The 16227-nt window shown below is 65.2% G+C and carries 15 protein-coding genes and 1 pseudogene; 5 read left to right on the top strand and 11 right to left on the bottom strand.

The window, feature by feature from the left end:
• Position 1 precedes the first annotated feature (1 nt).
• The 5 genes from B7G52_RS10625 to B7G52_RS10605 all read left to right on the top strand — a co-directional run bounded on the left by B7G52_RS10625 (position 2) and on the right by B7G52_RS10605 (position 3766).
• Positions 2–1012, top strand: coding sequence for a branched-chain amino acid ABC transporter permease (locus tag B7G52_RS10625; protein ID WP_096697573.1), 1011 nt, complete (start codon positions 2–4; stop codon positions 1010–1012).
• Positions 1009–1728, top strand: coding sequence for an ABC transporter ATP-binding protein (locus tag B7G52_RS10620; protein WP_096697572.1), 720 nt, complete (start codon positions 1009–1011; stop codon positions 1726–1728). Before B7G52_RS10625 ends, B7G52_RS10620 begins: the two co-directional genes overlap by 4 nt.
• A complete protein-coding gene (locus B7G52_RS10615) occupies positions 1721–2464 on the top strand; it encodes an ABC transporter ATP-binding protein (protein ID WP_096697571.1) in 744 nt (247 codons plus the stop codon). The genes B7G52_RS10620 and B7G52_RS10615 overlap by 8 nt, the downstream gene beginning before the upstream one ends.
• Positions 2465–2515: 51 nt before the next feature.
• Positions 2516–3289 (top strand): SDR family NAD(P)-dependent oxidoreductase, encoded by a 774-nt coding sequence (locus B7G52_RS10610; protein ID WP_096697570.1) that lies wholly within the window; start codon positions 2516–2518, stop codon positions 3287–3289.
• Between the two features lie 165 nt (positions 3290–3454).
• The gene (locus B7G52_RS10605; RefSeq protein ID WP_096697569.1) at positions 3455–3766 is read left to right on the top strand and encodes an enoyl-CoA hydratase-related protein; all 312 of its coding nucleotides are present in this window, start codon (positions 3455–3457) and stop codon (positions 3764–3766) included.
• 271 nt (positions 3767–4037) lie between these two features.
• On the opposite strand, the gene B7G52_RS10600 is transcribed toward B7G52_RS10605, so the two are convergent.
• The 11 genes and pseudogenes from B7G52_RS10600 to B7G52_RS10550 form a co-directional block, all read right to left on the bottom strand.
• Entirely contained in the window at positions 4038–5306 is a 1269-nt protein-coding gene (locus B7G52_RS10600; protein ID WP_096697568.1) for an acetyl-CoA hydrolase/transferase family protein, read from the bottom strand.
• On the bottom strand, positions 5303–6187 hold the full coding sequence (locus B7G52_RS10595; protein ID WP_205853050.1) for a CoA ester lyase: 885 nt from the start codon (positions 6185–6187) through the stop codon (positions 5303–5305). The genes B7G52_RS10600 and B7G52_RS10595 overlap by 4 nt, the downstream gene beginning before the upstream one ends.
• Before the next feature lie 13 nt (positions 6188–6200).
• A complete protein-coding gene (locus B7G52_RS10590) occupies positions 6201–7313 on the bottom strand; it encodes a nitronate monooxygenase (RefSeq protein WP_096697566.1) in 1113 nt (370 codons plus the stop codon).
• Positions 7310–8431 carry an NUDIX domain-containing protein gene (locus B7G52_RS10585; RefSeq protein WP_141397425.1) on the bottom strand — a complete coding sequence of 374 codons (1122 nt, stop codon included), beginning with the start codon at positions 8429–8431 and terminating at the stop codon, positions 7310–7312. Before B7G52_RS10585 ends, B7G52_RS10590 begins: the two co-directional genes overlap by 4 nt.
• A 469-nt stretch (positions 8432–8900) precedes the next feature.
• Positions 8901–9599: a class I SAM-dependent methyltransferase gene (locus B7G52_RS10580; protein WP_096697564.1), complete on the bottom strand. Its 699-nt coding sequence runs from the start codon at positions 9597–9599 to the stop codon at positions 8901–8903.
• Positions 9596–10412, bottom strand: a pseudogene (locus tag B7G52_RS10575) (CoA ester lyase). The gene B7G52_RS10580 and the pseudogene B7G52_RS10575 overlap by 4 nt, the downstream one beginning before the upstream one ends.
• Positions 10409–11632, bottom strand: coding sequence for an MFS transporter (locus B7G52_RS10570; protein ID WP_096697563.1), 1224 nt, complete (start codon positions 11630–11632; stop codon positions 10409–10411). Before B7G52_RS10570 ends, B7G52_RS10575 begins: the two are co-directional and overlap by 4 nt.
• On the bottom strand, positions 11625–12389 hold the full coding sequence (locus B7G52_RS10565; protein WP_205853049.1) for a GntR family transcriptional regulator: 765 nt from the start codon (positions 12387–12389) through the stop codon (positions 11625–11627). The genes B7G52_RS10570 and B7G52_RS10565 overlap by 8 nt, the downstream gene beginning before the upstream one ends.
• Before the next feature lie 2 nt (positions 12390–12391).
• Positions 12392–13582: a CaiB/BaiF CoA-transferase family protein gene (locus B7G52_RS10560; protein WP_096697562.1), complete on the bottom strand. Its 1191-nt coding sequence runs from the start codon at positions 13580–13582 to the stop codon at positions 12392–12394.
• Positions 13579–14754: an acyl-CoA dehydrogenase family protein gene (locus B7G52_RS10555; protein ID WP_096697561.1), complete on the bottom strand. Its 1176-nt coding sequence runs from the start codon at positions 14752–14754 to the stop codon at positions 13579–13581. Before B7G52_RS10555 ends, B7G52_RS10560 begins: the two co-directional genes overlap by 4 nt.
• Positions 14755–14768: 14 nt before the next feature.
• Positions 14769–16208 (bottom strand): MmgE/PrpD family protein, encoded by a 1440-nt coding sequence (locus B7G52_RS10550; protein WP_096697560.1) that lies wholly within the window; start codon positions 16206–16208, stop codon positions 14769–14771.
• Positions 16209–16227 lie beyond the last annotated feature (19 nt).

Below are 16227 nucleotides of genomic sequence, written 5' to 3'. Positions count from 1 at the left end.
TATGAAGCCTGTTCTGATCGGGGCGGCAGTGCTGCTTGCCGCCATTGCTTTCTATGTGGGGATGGGTGATCGCGCCATCATGAACGTCCTCATTTTGATCATGCTCTATGGCTACTGGGGGGTGTCGTGGAACCTGGCGGCTGGCTATACCGGGCTCATGTCGCTCGGACATGCGCTGTTTGCCGGAACCGGGGCCTACACGGTAGCCTACATGTATTCAGCCCATGGCATGTCACCGTGGATCAGCGCGTTGGTTGGCGTAGCCCTGGCGGCTGTGATGGCGCTGGTCATTGGCGCGCTATGCTTTCGTTTCAGAGTGAAGGGCCACTATTTTGGTCTGCTGACCCTGGCTTGCGCCGAGATTGCTTACCTGTCGGCCGGTGCATCGCGTCCTTTGGGACGCTCCGACGGACTGTCGCTGGACTTTGCGCATTGGGGATGGGGCTATTTGCAGTTTCGCGAGAAATGGCCGTATGCCGTCATCGCCGCCATCCTGTTGATTGCCGTTCTCGTCATCGGACGGCTGCTGCTGACGATGCGGGTGGGCTACTACTGGCGAGCGTTGCGTGACAACGAGGAAGCGGCAGAAGCGCTCGGTATTCCGGCGTTTCGCTACAAGCTGCTGGCGATTGTCATCTCGGCGATGCTGACCGCGCTGGGTGGCGCATTCTATGCCCAATACATTTCATTCGTCGATCCGCGCTCGGTGCTGAGCGTTGACCTGTCGATACAGATACTGGTGTTTTGCATCATCGGTGGCATGCGAACCTTGTGGGGGCCGATCCTGGGCGCGGCGCTCTTGTTGCCGCTGGGCGAGGCCATCCGCACGGTGCTCGGTACTTCGCTTCCTGGAGCGCCGTCGGTCGTTTATGCGCTGTTGTTGATCGTCGTGGCGCTGGCATTGCCACAAGGTCTGGCCTCCTTGAGAATTTTTCGGACGGAAAAGCGCACAACCGACACTGCCGACCCGGCATTGCCCGTTGCACCCGGACTCGGGGGGAGCCCGTTATGATGCTGCTGAATGTTCAAGGCGTAAGCAAGGCATTTGGTGGATTGAAGGCTTTGCAAAACGTCTCGCTAAAGGTGGCGGCCGGGCAAATTGTCGGCGTCATTGGTCCCAACGGTGCCGGCAAGACCACCTTGTTTGGCTGCATTTCTGGATTCCATCGTTGCGATTCAGGAACGGTGACTCTGGCTGGGGTGCGCACCGAGACGTTGCCGCCGCATAGCATCTGTAGGCTGGGCATGGGCCGTACCTTCCAGATTGTGCGACCGTTTGAAGGCATGACCGTTCTGGAAAACGTCATGGTCGGCGCGATGGTGCGGCACCCAGGGACCGCCAAGGCGCGGGACAAGGCCAGCGAAGTACTGCAGCGCGTCGGCATTAGCCATCTGGGCGACCGGGATGCTGATGGTTTGAGTGTGGCAGACCTGCGTGCGATGGAGGTGGCCCGTGCCTTGGCCACGGAACCCAAACTGTTGCTGCTGGATGAAATGCTGGCCGGGCTCACGCCCGTTGAAGCCGCGCAGATGCACGAGCGTTTCATGCGTCTGCGTGATGAGGGCCTCGGTCTTTTGGTGATCGAACATTCCGTTCCGACCGTGACGGCCTTGTGCGACCAGGTCGTCGTCCTCAATTTTGGCGAGGTTCTCGCTGTCGGCACGGCAAGCGAGGTGCTGGCCGATGCCCGTGTACAGGAAGCTTACCTAGGAAACAAACATGCATGACGTTGCGCTGGACATCAAACACCTGAGCGCGGGTTACGGTAGGCTGTCTGTGCTCAATGATGTAAGCCTCGAAGTACGAAGGGGCTCGATCATCGCATTGATTGGTTCAAACGGTGCCGGTAAAACGACGCTCGTCAAGGCTATCAATGGCTTGTTGCCGATCACCAGCGGAACGGTCAGATTCGATGGCGAGGACATCGGCAAGCATGCAGCCTACGTCAGAACGCGGATTGGCATTGCCACTGTTGCCGAAGGCAGAAGACTATTCCCTGAAATGACTGTGGAAGAAAACTTGCTGGCCGGCGGAACTTTCGGCGGTGCAAAGGCAGGCCGAAAAGAAGGCTTAGCCGAATGCTTTGAGATGTTTCCCAGACTAAAGGAAAGATCGCGGCAACTGGTCGGTAGTCTCTCGGGTGGCGAGCAGCAAATGGTAGCCATTGCCCGTGCGCTCATGACCCGGCCGCAGCTGTTGATTCTGGACGAGCCTTCCACCGGACTGTCGCCGCGCATCGTTGGCGAGATATTTGCCACGCTCAATGGATTGCGGGCGCGAGGCATCGCCATTTTGCTGGTGGAACAAAATGTCGGCCTGTCCCTTGAGGTGGCCAGCTTTGCCTATGTACTGGCTCGTGGCAAGGTGGTATTGGAAGGTGCCGCCAGCGAGTTGGTCAATAACGCGGCGGTTCGCAGTGCCTATCTCGGCGCTGAAAACTTTGCCGAGAACAGCTCTTTGTGAGATGGCTCGGCGCGATGGAAACACTGAAGAATCACTGAAAGGAGACAATCCATGGGACGTGTGCAAGGCAAGGTGGCCGTCATCACCGGCTCGGGCTCAGGCATGGGAAGGGCCGCGGCCCTACTGTTCGCGAGCGAGGGCGCGAAGCTGGTCGTCGTCGATATCCACGAGGCGAACGGCCAGGCCGTAGTCGACGAGATCAAGAAGGGCGGGGGCGATGCGATCTTCGTGCGGGTCGACACCGGCAAGGAAGCCGACCTGAAGCGGATGGTAGACGAGGCCGTCAAGGCATACGCCCGCGTCGACATCTTCTGGCACAACGCCGGCATCGCTGGGCCGGGCTCGATCGAGCAGACTACCGAGGAAGAGTTCGACCGCCAGATCGCAATCCACGTCAAAGGCGGCTTCTTCGGCGCCAAGCACGTGCTGCCTGTGATGCGCAAGGGCGGCGGCGGCGTGATCCTCTTCACCAGCTCGGCCTCGGGCGTCAAGGCCTCGCCGGCCTCGCCGAGCTACTCGATCGCCAAGGCCGGCCTGCAGATCCTCGCGCAGTGCATCGCGCTGGCCAACGGTCGGTACAACATTCGCGCCAATGCCATCTGCCCGGGGCCGGTACAAACGCCGCTGTGGCCGTCGTTCGTCGGCCGCAATCCGGAAGTGATCTCGCCCGCCGACCTGGAAAAGGCCTTCCTGGTCAAGGTGCCGATGGGTCGCATGATGCAACCTGAGGAGATCGCGCGCGCCGGCCTGTTCTTGTGCTCCGATGATGCCTCGGCGATTACCGGCGTGTTGTTGCCAGTGGACGGCGGCTTCCTCGTCACCTGAAACCACGGACTTCCAGCTCAGCGCGCAGCAGCGCGAGTTTCAACAGACTGCGCGCCGGTTCGCGCAGGGCTACGTGCTGTATTGCCGGCTCGCCGACAAGCCGGGTGCGGTCGGCGTCGTCGTGGTGTGTCGCCGCACGGCGATGATGAGACGAAAGGCCACGGCATGAGCGAAGTCCGCTACGAGCAGCAAGGTGCGATTGTGCAGATCACGATCGATCGGTCGGCGCAACTGAACGCCATCAACGAAGGCGTGCGCAAAAGGCTGTACGAGGCATTCGAACGATTCGAGGCAGACGAGAGCGCGTGCGCCGCGATCCTCACCGGGTCCGGCGGGAACGCGTTCTGTGCCGGCATGGACCTCATGGAAGCGGCGCAGAATGCGCTCGGCGTCCCGCCGCGGTGGTTCCTTCCGATCATTGGCGACAGCCTGACGGTGACCAAGCCGACCATCGCGGCGGTGAATGGTGTGGCCTAATGCCTGCGGCTGGCTGTTCGCCCAGATGACCTGTGCCTGGCCGCCGAGCACGCCACCTTTGGCCTCACCGAGGCTCGGGTCGACCGCGGCATGCCGCGGGCAGCGCGGCTTGTGAACATGGTGCAGTAACGCGCCTTGATGGAACTGCTCTTGACCGCCGAGCCGCTCAGCGCGCGGCGGGACATCTGTTCGATCGTGTTTACCGCAGTTGTGCGGAAGATATTTTTGGAGAACTTAACCTAGGGACTGTCGCCAGTATCTGGTCGGGCCTTCAGGTGCCGTACATCTCGCGCGCCTGGCGAGCCAGCGCTTCCCGGTGGTCGGGCGCAGCCAGGTCGATCATCGCGCGCACCCGCTGCTGCAGGTCCAGGCCGCGCAGCCGCACGGCGCCGTTCTCGGTGGCGATGATGTCCACATCGGCGCGCGCCGTCGTGACCGGGCCGCCCAGCCTGGCGACAATGCGCGGCACCGTGCCGCCCTTGGCCGCGCTCGGGAAGGCGATGATCGACGCGCCGCCCGGTGACTGGCCCGCGGCCCGCACGTAGTCGACCTGCCCGCCGACCGCACCCACATAGTCGCCGCCAGCCAGTTCGGCGTTGACCTGACCCGTCAGGTCAACCTCGATGGCGGAGTTGACGGAGATGAAGCGCGAGAGCTGCGACAGCACGGACGTGCCGTGCGTGTAGGGAATGGGCTTGAGCCGGAGCGCCGGGTTGCGGTGCGCGAAGCGATAGAGCTTGTCGCGCGTGCCGAAGAGGACGCCACTCACCGTGACGCCGGGGTCTATCTCCTTGTACGCGTTGGTCACGACGCCGGACTCCATCAGGTCCACGACCGAGTCGCCCACCATGCCGGAATGGATGCCCAGGTCCTTGCGGCTGGACAGCATCGCGATGATGGCCTCGGGGATCGCACCGATGCCCACCTGCAGCGTCGCCCGGTCCGGGATGAACCGGTCCACGTGCGCGGCGATCTGCCGCTCGAGGTCGCCAACGGCGGCTGACGGCAGCTCCAGGAGCGGGCGGTCCGTTTCGACCAGCACGTCGATGTCGGCTTCGGTCAGGGCGCCGTCGCAGAGCGACTGCGGCACCTGCTGGTTCATTTCGACGATGACGATCCTGGCCTTGTCCACGGCGATGCGCGTGTAGTCCGCCGCCAGGCCGAGGCTGTACCGGCCGCTTTCGTCAGGCGGGCTGACTTGCACGAACGCCACGTCGCAGCCGATGGCGCCGCTTTCGATGAACGCAGGGATCTGTGAGACATGCGCCGGTACGACGCGCATCCGCCCGGCCTTGATCAGGCGGCGATTGGTGCCGACACCGCCGATGCCGCGTAGGCCGAGGCCGTCCACCGCACCGGGCTGGAAGGTGTCCGAGAACATCGCGCAAAGGAAGGTGTTCACGCCACCGAGTTCGGCGCGTTGTTCGACGAGCTTTTCGGTCAGCGTCTGCGGCTCGGCCGTTCCTTGCGCAACGAGGATGTGGTCGCCCTTGCGGATCCATTCGCGCAGGTCGAGGCTGGAGGGGTCGATGCGGATCATTTCGTTCCCCGCGCGGCCAGCGCGTTGGCGAACCCGACCATGCGCTGTGCGCGCTTCAGGAGCGGGCCGTCGACCATCTTGCCCTCGAAATCGATGGTGCCGATGCCGCGGGCCATCGCTTCCTCGTAGCGTGCGATGAGGCGGCGCGCGTGATCGAGTTCGGCGTCGCTGGGGCGGAACACCCGGTTGGCCACCTCGAGCTGGCGCGGCAGCAGGCAGATCTTGCCGTCGTAGCCCATGTCGCGGCCCGTGGTGGCGTCGCGCTCGAAATGGTTGTCGTCGCGGATTTCCAGCACGGCCTGGTCGAGCGCCAAGATGCGGGCTGCCTTCGCGTGCAGCAGCACGCGCGAGCGTGCGTAGGCCACTTCCGCCGAATCGGCGGTGCGGCGGGCGCCAAGGTCGCTCGCCAGGTCTTCCGCGCCGAAGTAGACGGCGGCGATGGCCGGATGCGCGGCGCACAGCGCCGCCGAATTGGTCACGCCGGTGATCGACTCGATGCCACCCACGATGAAGCGCGGCGCCGCGCGCGGCGCGTCACGGTCGAGGCGACGCATGAGATGCAGCGCCGGATAGAGCTGCTCGACCTTTTCCAGTTTGGGAATGACGATCCCATCGATGTCGGCGCGCAGGGCGGCGTCCAGGTCCTCGAGGTACTGGTCCGATTCGGGCTCGTTCACCCGCACGGTCAGTAACCCGTCCACCGGCTGCTTGCGCGCTGCCGCCACCAGTGCGGCCAGCCCGGCGCGCGCGGGTTCCTTCTCGGCCAGCGGCGTGCCGTCTTCCAGATCCACGACGTAGCAGTCGGCCGGGAAGCGCGGAAACTTGGCAACGAGGTCGGCCCGGTTGGCGGGTGCGAAGAAGAGGCTTCGGATCATCATCATGTGTTTTCGACTTTCAATCGAGCAGGCCATCCAGCCGCTCCTTGGATTCGGACAATTCGAGCAGCATGTCGTGGATGACATTGCGCACGGACGTTTCTTCGGTCATGTCGCCTACGATCTGGCCGACAGGATAGGTGAGGAATTCCTTTGCTCGCACACGCTCGACGCGCGTGCGGCCCTGGCCCCACCACAGCAGGGCCTGCAGAGGCGCTGGCAGCGTTTTGGGCGCGCCGGGCTGTTCCCACGCGTCAGTGAAGCTGCTGCGCAGGGTGCGGCAGGGTTTGCCAGTGACGGTGCGGGTGAGAACAGCATCCTCGGATCCAGCTTCGAACATCTTTTGCTTGATCTCGGGCGTCACTTCGCTCTCGCGCGTCTTGAGCCAGACCGAGCCGCACCACACGCCCTCGCAGCCGAGCGCCAGTGCGGCCGCCATCTGACGGCCCCGGCCGACGCCGCCAGCACCGAGCACGGGCATCGGCGCCACCGCATCGACAACTCGCGGCCACAGCACCATCGAGGTGGTGCTGCCTGTATGCCCGCCGGCCTCGGTGCCGACGGCGATAACGAAATCGCAGCCCGCTTCCTTGTGGCGCAGCGCGTGCTTGGGGGCGCCAGCCATCGCCGCGATCTTCACGCCCTTCGCGTGGGCCCGCTCGACAAGCTCCTTCGAGGGCGAGCCAAGCGCGTTGACGATTAGCTTAATCGGGTGCCGGAAAGCGACGTCGAGCATCTTCGCGCTCTCGGCGGGCGTGAATGTGAACTCGCCTACCATCGCCTTCATGATGCGGTCGGCATCGGCGGGCGGCAGAGGCGGGATTCCGGCTTCGTCGAGCATTTTGCGCACGAAATCGCGGTGTTCCTGCGGAAACAGGCGCTCGGGATCGAACTTGCGGTCACCGAAGTCCTCGTAGCTTGCAGGGTTCAGGATGTCGACGCCGTAGGGTTTGCCGCCGATGTGCTCGTCGATCCATGTCAGCTCCTCATGAACACGCTCGGCACTCATGCGCGCCATGCCGAGGACACCCAGGCCACCGGCACGGGACACTTCGACCACAACGTCGCGACAGTGGGAAAATGCGAAGATCGGTACTTCGATGCCGAACATCTCGCAGAGGCGGTTTTTCATGGCTTGTTTCCTGGGGAGGAAGCGGTGAGGAGCCGCAGGAAGCCGCGCCGCGGTGCGATGACTAGCGCGGCGCCGGTGAGTCGCTGCAGCTGTTCAGCGGCTGCAATTTGATCCTCATCATCGCAAATGACGGTGGTCAGGCGTCCTGCCAGTGCGGCGATGACGGCGTCGAGGTGGGCCCGGGCTGCGCTTGCCGGCGCGACGACCACGCACTCTTCGGTGCCGACGATATAGGTGTTCGCGCCGTTCGTGGCCATCACGCGCCACAGCGTCGACGAAAGCCGGACCGGAACGTTGGCGCGCGGCTCGCACCAGGCGGTGCCTTTGCCCTCGGGATCGATCAGACCGATTTCCTCCCAAGGCGCCTCATGCGGCAGGACGGGACGCTGGCCGGACTCCCCAGTGGCAAGGCGCGGCAGCACGCGCATAACTTCGCGTGATGACCCCCCCCATTCGACGAGGGCTGCCGTGTCCGCGAAACGCGTAAGCAGTTCCAGCACGGCGCGCGTCGGTGTCATCAGGCGCCGGGTGTTTTCAGGTGCGAGGGCAGCCGAAGGACGGATCCAGATGTGGTCCAGCGTTTCCACCTGGTCGTGTGCGCTCTCCTGTCCCTGCGGCACGATGGCCACGAAGAAGCGGGTGTCGAAGCGCTTCGTGCGCCCCACCGGGGTTAGCCAGTGCGCGACATAAAAAAGCTGGTCCGCAGCGAGGCGCAGCTGCAGCTCGCGGCAGGCTTCTGCCATCGAGGCGGTGCCGGATTGAAGCGCTGGACGCAGATCGAGTAGGCGCGCCCCGGCGTCACTCCTCAGGTGAACGCCTTGGCCTATGCCGTCTGTGGCGAAGAGCAGACCCGCTTCCTCCAGGCATTCGCGGATCGCGGCCACGTAGAACGCGAGCCCGCCTTGTTCCACAGCGAGAGTGGCGTTTGCCTGTTCGTCCGACAGGCCGCTAACAGGTACATCGGCGTCCGCTGCATCGACCAGCCCGCCGGGGAACACCCAGGCGCCGCTGTTATGGTCGCCGCGCTCGGCGCGCTGCAGCAGCAGCGTTTCGAGGCCGGCGGGGCCGTCGCGAGCCACAGCGACCGTGGCTGCATTGCGGGGTGTGATTTTGTCCATGATAGTGGACAAATAATACTTGTATGTGATCAAAAAAGTCAATTCTTATTTATTAACAAAGCCTAAGCGTCGAGTCCCAACGTAATCCGGACGGATGCTGACTATCGCGACTTCTTGCCTATGAACAGCGCCATCGCTGCATCGGTCAGGTCATCAAGCGGGTTCCCTGCTTTGCGTCGAACCACTGTATCGACCAATTTAGTGTGCCGAAATGCGCCTGGCATCGGCGTCAGTGCCCCGGGTGGCATAACTGTGGCGCATGGCGCATGAAGTCTCGTCAATGGTCAGCGCTGCGACATCCGAGCAGTCAGTCAGGCCGCAGGCGATGTCAACGTATTTCCGAGACACAGCCAGCATCCGGTGAGGCAACTCGCCCACGGATACGCCAGACGGCGGCAAACGACATCGGGGGCGCCTGCTTCAGCGTGAAGCCATCGAGGTGCCCGGTAAGGTCTAGCTCGGCCGGTCGCTACGGCCGCCGCAACACATTGACGCGCATCTCTCGCACGAAACGAGCGCCTTCCGGAGTTACGAAGCGATTGAAGCGGCGGCGGACCTCGGCAAGTGTTTCACCCTCGAGAATGAGAGTGGAGTGCGTCGCGCGAACGATCCTGTCAATAAAATCGTCGAAGTCACGGAACGTGAGTGGCGTACTGAAGACCGTCTCCTCGACATGGGTGAGCAATCCTGCGGCGGCGCGTTGCAGCGCGTCGTAAGCTGCCGCGCGCACGCTGCCTTCATCGTGGAAGAGCCGCACGATCTCGTTGAAGTCCCCCGAGTACACGGGCTCCGAGACATAGAGATAGCCGCCAGGAACCAGCACGCGCCGAATTTCCGCAAACGCCCGGTCGAGCCGGGGTATGGGGACGTGATGCAGCGACTTCAGCATGATCACGACATCGCAAGAGGCGTCTGGCAAGGGAATATCTTCGGCGCTGCCCGCCAGGAAGTGAAGGCCTGCCGGATGCGGATCGGCCAAGTTGCGCGCGTGCTGCACCTCGTCGACTTCAAACGCCGTCACCGAGGCCACAAGCTGTCGTTCCAGCATACGCCGTGCGACGTCCGCCCTGCCGCATCCGAGCTCCACCACGCGCGCACCGGCAAGCGGCACCAGCCGTCGCAATAGCTCGATCTCGTCGACGATGACTTCCTTCGGCACCGTGATCATGATCGCGGCCCCTCCACGACGGCGAGGATTGCGCGCGCCCGGTCTATGATCGGTCGGTCGATGAGCTTGCCGTCGAGGCGAACTGCGTTATTGGCAGCGGCATCTGCCGCCTCGAGAACGCGACGCGCCCACGCGAGGTCCGCGTCGGGGGCGCGAAAGCCCGCGTTCACGCCCGCCACCTGCTTCGGGTGAATGCAGAGCTTGCCCCCGAAACCGAGGCGCCGCGCGCGCTCCACGTCCTCGCGCAGCACGGCCTCGTCGTCTAGAGCGACCGTCACGCCGTCCACCGGTGCGAGACGGCCCGCGGCCCGCGACCCGCGAGACGAGCACGAGCTGCGAGCGAGCGAAGAGCAGTTCCTCGCGCTCACCGGCAATTCCGGTGTCCAGTTGGAAGTCGACGGAGCCAAAGGCGAGGCGCTCGACGCCTTCCGCGCAGGCGATGGCCTCGGCCCGCCACAGGCCCAGCGCTGACTCGATGAGCGGAATGATGCGTGCGCCCGCGCGCACCCGGCCGCGGATTTCGGCGATGGCCACAGTGTCCTCAGCCTTTGGAAGCATCACGCCCTTCACGCCGGCGAGGGCCACCAGGTCGAGATCGCTGGAAAACCATTCGCTTTCGGGGCCGTTGATGCGCAGCCACACGGGTTTCTCCGCCGTGAGCCAGGCACGCGCCGCCTTCCGCGCGGCCGCCTTGTCGGCCGGGGCCACCGCATCCTCCAGGTCCACGATCACCGCGTGCGCTCCCGCAGCATACGCCTTGTCGAATCGCTCCGGCCGGTTGCCGGGCACGAACAGATAAGACCGATCCATCATCCGTTCTCCAGTTTGCCGGGCGCGCCGCGCCCGGGCTCGTTTCGACTCCCGTCCCGCCAAATCAGCCACAGCCCACAGGCAACAGCCGGCACGGCGAGCACTACGAAAGCTGACGCATAGCTCACACCCCATCCGACGAGAAAAGTGAACGCCGGCGGGCCGAATAGGACGCCAGCGTAGGTAAATACCAGGGATCCGCCTGTGGCGTCCCCGGCCTTGCCCGGCGGGGCGAGGCGCGCCACCTGCGCTAGGTAGACACCGTTCCAGCCGATCGCCGTGGCGCCGAAGGCAGCACACGCCAGGGCGACGGAGGCAAGCGGCCACTGCGGCGTGAAACGCCCCGTCGCAACTGCGGCCGCCCCCATGGCAATGGCCAGGAGGCCGAGCAGACGCATGGGCCGGCCCCAGCGGTCCGCGATCACGCCCCAGCCGACGCGCGCGACCACGCCGCCGACTTGCGCGGCAGCGAGCATGAGTCCTGCCTCGACCAGCGAGATGCCGACGTTCAGCGTGAGGTGCGTGACGAGGAAGGTGATCAGACACAGCTGGAGCGCCGCGAAGAAGAACGAGCAGAAGGCCAGGCGGCGCAGCAGCGAGTCGCCCAGCGTGTAGTGCAGCGGCTTCGCGAGGCTGGATGCCGCCAGCCGCCGCGCGGGGTCGCGGTCGGCATCGAGCACCTCGCGCAGGGGTTGGGCGAGGGCGAGGGTAGCTAGACAGGCGCCGGCCACCGCGAGTGCAGCCGCGCGCCAGCCACCCCACAGCACCAGCGTCGGCACCACGGCACCGGCCAACGCACCGCCGAGCGGCACGCCGGTCTGCTTGAGCGAAAAAACGAGTGACAGCCTCTCCGGCGGCGTGCTCCTGGCGAGGATATGCGAACTGGCCGGGGTGACCGGGCCATAGCCCGCGCCAAGGAAGATGGCGCCAACGACGAACAAGGCGGGTGTCCCCGTGGCCACGCAGGCCAGCCCGACCGCGCAGGCCATCAGGCAGGCCTGGCTCAGGCGGATGGCGCCGAAACGCTGCACCAGCGGGCCGGACACGAGGCTCGCGGCCATGCTGGCGCCGTACACCATCGCAATGAAAATACCGACGTAACTGGCTGAAACGCCGGTTTCGGCCGCCACGGCCGGGGCAAGCACAGGCACCGTTACCACCGCCATCGACACAAAAACTTGCACCGCGAGCGTCGCGGCCAGCGGAAACAGCGTGCTACGCATCCGCATCGGCCGGTATCTGCAGGCGCATCGACATTGAGTAGGAGAAGCGGTCGGCCGGGTGCAGGTTAATGGCCACCTCAATGGTGCGGTCATTGTCAGTCAGGTAGCGGCGCGTGACGACGAGGCCCGCTGAGCCCGGCTTGACGCTCAGGCGCCTGGCGTCGGCCGTGCCAATGATGGTGGCGCTGATCTCCTGCTGCACCTCAACGATGGTCAGGCCGTACTGCTTCTCGATCAGTGTGTAGACTGGTACCTTCAGCGTGCCGATGAGTTTGCGGATGCCCCCGTAGGCTGCATTGATGTAGATGTCGGTGAGCGCCATCGGGAGCTTGTCCTTGTCGGCATGGCGAAAGCCCGTCACCTTCACCCAGCGTTGCCCGGGCGGGCACTTGAGGAGATCGGCGAGCGCCTCGTCTGCGATCACGTCCTCGGCCTGCGTGGTAACGAGCAGTGTGTCTTCGACGTAGCGCGGCAGGTCCGCGATCGTCGCGGTGGTCTGGACATAGCGGCTCGCCACCCGGTTCGCCTTCACGGTCGTGCCAATCCCCCGCTGGCGCGTGACCAGTCCGCGCTCCAGCAATCGGCGGATCGCCTCACGCACCGTATGGCGGCTCACGCCGAACTGAGTGCACAGGTCAAACTCGGTGGGCATGAGGCTCCCCACGGGATAACGGCCGCTGGTGATGTCCTCGATGAGGCGTTGCGCGACGAGGGCATACTGGGGTTGACGCGCGAGCAGGGGGGAAGAAGATTGCACGTTCAGATGGCTCCGGATTTGGACAGGTGGTCGATACGATCTTCATCGTAACCGAGCCCGTGCAGAAGTTCCCTCGTGTGTTCGCCCATCGCCGGCGCGATGCCAACCTTCTCCGTCTCGCCGGGGCAACGGATGGGAGAGGCGAGCGTTCGGATCGTTCCGCGCGCTGGGTGCGGGGCCTCCATGATGCAGCCCTGCTCGCGCACGAATGGGCTGTCCAAGGCCTGGGCCACGTCGTACACCGGGGCCACCGGCACGGTGCCGGAAAGCCGCTCCAGCCACTCGGCAGTGGTTGCCGTGCCCAGCACCGCGTCGAGCTCGCGGGTGAGCTGGTCGCGGTTGGCCAGGCGCGCCTTGTAGTTCGCATAATCGGGGTGTGCCGCCCACTCCGGCTTGCCGATCGCCTGCGCGAACAGGGGCCAGAACTTCTCCTTGTTGCACATCACAAAGAGCCAGCCATCCTTCGTGCGGTAGAGCTGGCTGGGCGTGAGCGAGGGGTGCGCAGAACGCGGCTCGCGTCGCACCACAACGCCTTCGTTCAGGTACCACGCGGCCACGTAGTTCAGGTTGGTGAGCGCCACGTCGAACAGGCTCACGTCGATGTCGCGCCCCTTGCCATTGGCGCGCGCGTCGATGATGCCTGCCAGCAGCCCCGTCATCGCAGTGACGCCGGTCATCATGTCGACGATCGACAACCCGAAGCGCGCGGGCGGGCCGTCGGGTTCGCCGGTGAGGGAAAGGTAGCCGGCCTCGGCCTGCATGAGGTAGTCGTAGCCCGGCCACGCGGCGCGCGGGCCGGTGCGCCCGTAGGCCGACAGGTGTCCGCAGACGATGCGCGGGTTGTGCACCCCGAGGTCCGCGTAGGTGAGACCGAGCTTGCTCGCCAAGTCGCCGCGCAGGTTGTCGAAAGTTGCGTCAGCGCTTTTCACCAGATCGGCGAACACGGCCTGGCTCTCGGGGTGCTTGAGGTTGAGCGTCAGGCTCTTCTTGTTGCGGTTAAAGGCCTCGAAGAAGTGACTGTCACCCGGCCCGAAGTAGTGCGGACCGACCAGTCGGCCGACGTCCCCACCCTCGACCGGGTTCTCGATCTTGATGATTTCCGCGCCCATGTCGGCCAGCTGTTGCGTGCCGAAGGGCCCCGCGCCGTACTGCTCGACGGCAATGATGCGAACGCCGGTAAGAGGCAAACTCATGCGGGGTTCCGTTCGATCAGTTGCTTGGCGATGATGATGCGCTGCATCTCGTTGGTGCCCTCGCCGATGAGCAGCAGCGGCGCGTCGCGGAAGTAGCGCTCGACGTTGTACTCCTTCGAGTAGCCGTAGCCGCCGTGGATGCGCATGCACTCAAGCGCGTTTTCCATCGCCGATTCGGTGGCGAAGTACTTGGCCATGCCGGCCTCCATGTCGCAACGATCACCGCGGTCATAGGCACTGGCCGCCGACTCCACCAGCAGCCGCGATGCCTCCACGCGCGTGGCCATCTCGCCGAGCTTGAGCTGGATAGCCTGGTGCTCGCAGATGGGCTTGCCGAAGGTCTTGCGGGTCTGCGCATAGGCGACAGCGTCCTGCAGCGCCGCGCGCGCCACGCCCACCCCGCGCGCGGCCACGTTGATACGCCCGAGCTCCAGGCCGCTGAGCACCTGCTGCAGGCCTTTGCCCTCGACACCGCCGATCAGGCGGTCGGCCGGGATGCGGTAGTCCTCGAACACCAGCTCGCAGGTGTCGATGCCGCGGTAGCCGAGCTTCTCCAGCTTCCTCTCGACCTTGAAGCCCGGCCCCTTCTCGGCGATGAACAGGCTCATGCCCTTGTGGCGCGGCTGCGCCTGCGGGTCGGTCTTTACCAGCAGCGCGAGGGTGTTGCCATACAGGCTGTTGGTGATCCAGGTTTTAGCGCCATTCACGACGTAGTGGTCGCCGTCGCGCACGGCCACGGTACGGATGGCCTGTAGATCGGTGCCGCAGTCGGGTTCGGTCAGGCCGACACCGCCGCGCAACTCGCCGGTGGCGAATTTCGGCAGGTAGTGGCGCTTTTGCGCTTCCGTCCCGCTACGCTGCACGGCTGCGGCCATGATGAGGTGCGAGTTGAGGATGCCGGAAACGCTCATCCACACCACCGACATGCGCTCGATGATCTTCGCGTAAGTCGTGGTGGACAGGCCGAAACCGCCGTACTCGGGGTCGATGATGCAGCCGAACAGGCCCAGCTCCTTCATCCTGTCCACGATGGCCTGCGGGTACTCGTCTGCCGCCTCAAGCCGGTGGGCGTGCGGGCGCACCTCGGCCTCGAGGAATCTGTCGACCGAGTCGAGGATCATTTGTTCGTTTTGCTGTTGTTCCGGTGTCACGGGCGTTCCTTTTTGCGTCATGTGAGAGGTGGCATTCAGCCGCGGGCGGCGAGGCCTTCGGCGAGGTCACGGGCTTGCAGGCCCCGGTCCATGCTGAGCACGAGGTCGCGCACCTGCTCGGCGCGGCTCTTGGACACGGCGAGCAGCATGTTGTCCATGAATTTCTTCTCGATGTCGGGGCCGGAGATCGGGCGGTCGGCGGCACCGCGGTTGATCTCCTCGCGGTGGCGCAGTTCGCGCCCGTCGTGGGTCGTGACGATGACCTCGCCCGAGTAGTACTTCGGGAAGGGGGACGCCGGGTCCACCTCGTACTCCACCCGCTGCGCGAGGGCCAGCACTTCCGTGTCGGCGAGCGCCGCGCTCTCGAGGTGCGCGAGGCCGAAGCTGCCGCGGGCGAGCGCCGTGGCGACGATGTAGGGAATGCTGAACTGGGCGTCGTAGCTGTTCTGCGGGCGCTTCTTGGTGGCCACCGGCTCGCACACCGTCTTCACGACTTCCTGCGGCACGAGCGCGCGCACCGAGCGGATGTCGGCGGGCTCAAGGCCATGCCTGTCGCGAAGGATGACGGCCGCGTCGGCGCAGGCGTGCGTGAAGTGGCAGGCGGGAATGGGCTTCACTGCAACCTTGGCGGTCTCCCAGACCTCGCCCAACCCGGCGGTGGCGAGCGACAGGTCAATGTCCTTGGCGTACTGCCCGAGGTGGCTCGCGAAGAGGCCGAAGCGGCCCTCGTAGACCTGCTTCGGACCGACGAAACCGTGGCGCGCCAGCGAGGCGGCGGTGAGGCCGGCGCCCGCGGCCCATCCGGGGTGCATGCGCTTGGTCCATGCGCCGTCGTTGAGAAACTCGAGGCTGCCCGAGCCGGTGCTCAGCGCGATGCCCTGCGCCATGGCGAGCTGCTGGGCGTTGAGGCCGAACAGGCGACCCGCGACGAGCGTGGCGGAGAAGGCGCCCACGAGTCCAGTGGGGTGGAAGCCGATCTGGTGGAAGCCGCCCCTGGCGACCGAGCCCAGGCGCGTGCCCGCCTCCATGCCCACCACGTAGGCCGTGAGGAGGTCTCCGCCGCTGAGCCCTGCGTGGGCCGCCACGCCGAGCGCGGCGGGGAAGCAGGCGGCGGTCGAGTGGATGACGCCCTGCACGTGCGTGTCGTCGTAGTCGAGGCCGTGCACGAGGATGCCGTTCATGAGCATCGCGTCGCGCAACTGCAGCCGCGCGGACAGGCCGATCACCGGCGTGTCGCCCATCCCTGCGGATAGCTCGGTGGCCGCCGAGAGCGAGCGGTGCGCGAACTCGTAGCGGGTGGAGGCATGCGCGATGCCGACGGCGTCGAGGATAAGATACTTCGCGCGCTCGAGGACGGCGGGGGGAATCGCCTCAGGACGCAGGCTCTCGGCGAAGGCGGCGAGCGTCGTGGCGATGGTGGGGCCTTGCGCGGCCGTTTCGCGCAACTTGTCTGCGGGAATGGATAGATCTGACATGGGATTCCTTTCAGGCGTG

The sequence above is a fragment of the Polaromonas sp. AER18D-145 genome, assembly GCF_002379095.1.
In the GTDB taxonomy this organism is placed as follows: domain Bacteria; phylum Pseudomonadota; class Gammaproteobacteria; order Burkholderiales; family Burkholderiaceae_C; genus Polaromonas.
The sequence above is the reverse complement of the archived record's forward strand: the minus strand, read 5'-3'. Positions and strand labels throughout refer to the sequence as shown.